We start from the raw sequence: 3,449 nt of genomic DNA, 5'->3' as shown, positions 1-3,449 counted from the left end.
TTGCAAGTTCTAGCAATCCCAACTTTGGTTTTAGTATTTTTTCTTGTGTTGTATTCATATCTGACACTCCTTTAAAACTTGTCTATATTTTTATCTTACTTTGTTTGCTTGTCAGATCAAGTCTAAACTATTACAGTTAATTCGATCAATAGAACTCGAATCTTTTAGTAATTCTGTAACATTTTGCTCACTAAGCTTACCATCACTCTCAACTATCATCCATTGAATAAAACGGATATTCCTAATAGCATTTTGATTTTCTAGTGGTATTCCCACATCTGCATCGTTGCAAAACTGAACATCATCAACATGTTTTTCATTAATTCCTTTATTTCCTAGTGCTTCTTTAGCGAAGTTATTCGGATCATTTTTTTCATCTTCCTCGTAATCATAATATCCATAATCTTCTTCATTCTCCTCACTATCACTACTTTCGAATTCATTGTTGATATTGCAAACCTTCCCACCTTTTAGTATTTCTAGAATATTGTGCTCCGCAGGTGCATCATTTAGCATGGACCTAAACATTTCATCATCATAATCGTTGATGTGATTAACAATGCTCTCATCTAATAGTACTTCTTCAATACCTTTGTGACTAAACTTATTATGATACTTGCATAAGATTTTAAGCTTACTGTAATCCATTGAATTGATGCCATCAACAACTCTTTGATTTGATAGTAATTCTCTGTTATAAGTCTTACATATCAGTTGAAGTTTTTCGTTATATAAGTCTTCTGCATTGCCTGCCTTATCAAAATCCATAATCTTATTTCAATTTACTTAGTATTTTAATTTTGCATGTATTAGGAGGAAATAATCAAGCATTATGATAAAAGGCCTAATGAATTTATTAGTTTATTTATGTTTCTTTTCATGTATAAATTTATAGAAAGTTTTATGTAGAAGTTATTTTATGAGCAAAATTATAGAAATCAGAGCGCCAAAAACTCTTGGTGGTGAATCAGTTACGGAAGGTATAGTAAAAATAAAGAAAAATATCGGCGAAGCAGTAAAAGTAGATGACTTGATCTTTGAAATTGAAACTGATAAAACGGCGCTAGAACTAACTGCAGAAGCTTCAGGACAAATAACTGAATTTTTTGTGAAAGAAGATGATGTAATTAGCCCTGATCAATTACTGGCAAAACTTGCTGTAGGAGAAGTAAAAGAAGAAGTGAAAAAAGAAGATAAAGGCGAAAGCGCTGATAAAAAAGATGCCCCTTCAGCTCGTAAAATTATGGAAGAAAATGCAATTAGTGCAGAAAATGTAAAAGGAACTGGCATGGGAGGCAGAATAACTAAAGCGGATGTGATAGACCATATGAGTAAAGCTGAACAACCTCCGGTAAAACAATATGAATCGCCAAAAAGTGTAGTAAGTGGAGAGAGAAGAGAAGAGCGAGTGAAAATGAGCAAAATAAGGCAAGTAATAGCTGCTCGTTTGAAAGCATCGCAAAATACTGCTGCAATACTGACCACGTTCAATGAAATTGACATGAAAAACGTCATGGATCTGAGGGCAAAGTATAAAGAAACTTTTGAAAAGAAATATGGAATAAAACTGGGTTTCATGTCGTTTTTTATAAAGGCAGCAGTGCAAGCACTAAAAGAAATTCGTGAGATTAACGCTGAGATTTCAGGTGATGAAATTGTATATAAAAATTACTATGACATAGGTGTTGCTGTTGGCACTGACAAAGGTCTTGTTGTACCAGTTATTCGTGATGCTGATCAAATGTCATTTGCTGAAATTGAACTAACTTTAGTTGCCCTTGGCAAAAAAGCACGAGAAGGTAAGCTGCAAGTATCGGAAATGGAAGGTGCAACATTTACTATCTCAAACGGTGGCGTATACGGTTCACTTCTTTCTACTCCGATAATAAACCCTCCACAATCTGGAATACTTGGAATGCATACTATACAAAACAGGCCAGTTGCTGTGAGTAACTCAATTGAAATCAGACCTATGATGTACATTGCCCTCTCTTACGATCACAGAATAGTTGATGGCAAAGGAGCAGTTACTTTCCTTGTGAAAATCAAAAATTACATAGAAGATCCAAATAGATTGGTTTTGGAAATTTAAGCAGGTTAAAAGCGACAAGTAAGTTTTTCTGAAGTTTTCAAGATGGGTGGCTTTGTTGAATGGCAAGGAATGAGGAGGAGTAATGAAAGGAATTTACGAGGCAAATTTGAAAATAGGCATACCTATATCAGTAAAGTTATTAATCAAATAGCATTTTAAAAGCACCTCTTGAGAGCGATTTACCTCAGATTTATTCTTAAAACTAAATCCAAATGTTTTTTTGAGCCTCAGGAAAAAACTCTCGATACGTGAACGTATTTCATACCTTGTCTTCTTTTTCCAGTGGGTTAAATTGTAAGTTTTCCTTATACTAATGTTGTTGTTTCTTTCTGATAGATAATCTATATTGCTGCAGATTTTTTCTTGGCTTTATGATGGGTTTCAAATTGTATTGATTGCACAACTTATATAAATTATCTGTATCATAAGCTCCATCTGCACGCAGAGACTTAATCTTATAGATATCACCCATTTCCTTTAGTATTTTAGATGCTATCATGTGAAAGAAAATTAGTATATCGAATTGCTATTGCCTTTTTGCTGTTTTCGTCCAAAGCAACATGTAGCTTTCTTATTTGATCTGTACCATTATACTTCCTTATCTTGGCGTTATCTTTGTTATGTTGAGTACTGTTACTATAAATATGGATTACAGTACTATCTATAGCAATTTCAATATTCTCTATGTCATTTTTATCTGTTCTGTGGTCACATAATTTCAAATTAAGTTTGACGAGAAGCTTGTGAATACTTGGAGATTCTTCACTATACTTTGTAAATATCCTTTTATAAATCCAACTGCTTGCCTTAAGCCTATTCTAAATAGATTAACAACTATATGTACTGCAATAACAACCTTATCGCTATAAATCTCCAGGAATTTTTTCTGAACTTTCGTACCAGTTTTCTATAGCTTCATCGATAAAATGAAAGACATTTCCTCTTTTTTCTAAAAATTGATTATACTCTTTATGACTACTGACTTTCATCTTCTGTGGCATATACTCTACAAAATGTTCATTTCTTAATAGAGTAACCACTTTCTTTAGATTTTCTCCCTTTTTTTCTCCCATCTCTACTCGCTATGCAACAAAGCCAGCTCTGCTCTATTATAACTACTACCAATGCTGAATATTGCTTCTTGAAGAACTTTAATTCCAATAAGAGAAAAGGCCTTTATTTTTATGTCTTCTGTTCCTTCTGTTCCACTTTTTCCTATATGTAATAGTTTAGACTTGATCTGACAGGCATGAATTAACTGACAGAAGAATTAACAAAGTCAAAACCAAAATCAGCATCCTGTTTAATGCTATCAATATTTTTCTGATAAGCAATATGCATACTATCAAAAAAGGTT

The 3,449-nt window shown here is 33.1% G+C and carries 2 protein-coding genes and 1 pseudogene; 1 reads left to right on the top strand and 2 read right to left on the bottom strand.

Going from position 1 to position 3,449, the window contains the following annotated elements; all coding sequences use genetic code 11:
- Window positions 1–111: 111 nt before the first annotated feature.
- On the bottom strand, window positions 112–768 hold the full coding sequence (locus tag JR053_RS05175) for a hypothetical protein (RefSeq protein WP_416603786.1): 657 nt from the start codon (window positions 766–768) through the stop codon (window positions 112–114).
- 151 nt (window positions 769–919) lie between these two features.
- On the opposite strand from JR053_RS05175, the gene odhB reads away from it, so the two are divergent.
- A complete protein-coding gene (gene odhB, locus JR053_RS05170; RefSeq protein ID WP_010401316.1) occupies window positions 920–2,092 on the top strand; it encodes a 2-oxoglutarate dehydrogenase complex dihydrolipoyllysine-residue succinyltransferase in 1,173 nt (390 codons plus the stop codon).
- A 93-nt stretch (window positions 2,093–2,185) separates the two neighbouring features.
- On the opposite strand, the pseudogene JR053_RS05165 reads toward odhB, so the two are convergent.
- Window positions 2,186–3,093: pseudogene (locus JR053_RS05165) on the bottom strand (IS5 family transposase).
- Between the last annotated feature and the right edge of the window lie 356 nt (window positions 3,094–3,449).

Origin of the sequence: Wolbachia endosymbiont of Nasonia vitripennis (assembly GCF_048054115.1) — a bacterium.
Taxonomy (GTDB): Bacteria; Pseudomonadota; Alphaproteobacteria; order Rickettsiales; family Anaplasmataceae; genus Wolbachia.
The sequence above is the reverse complement of the archived record's forward strand: the minus strand, read 5'-3'. Positions and strand labels throughout refer to the sequence as shown.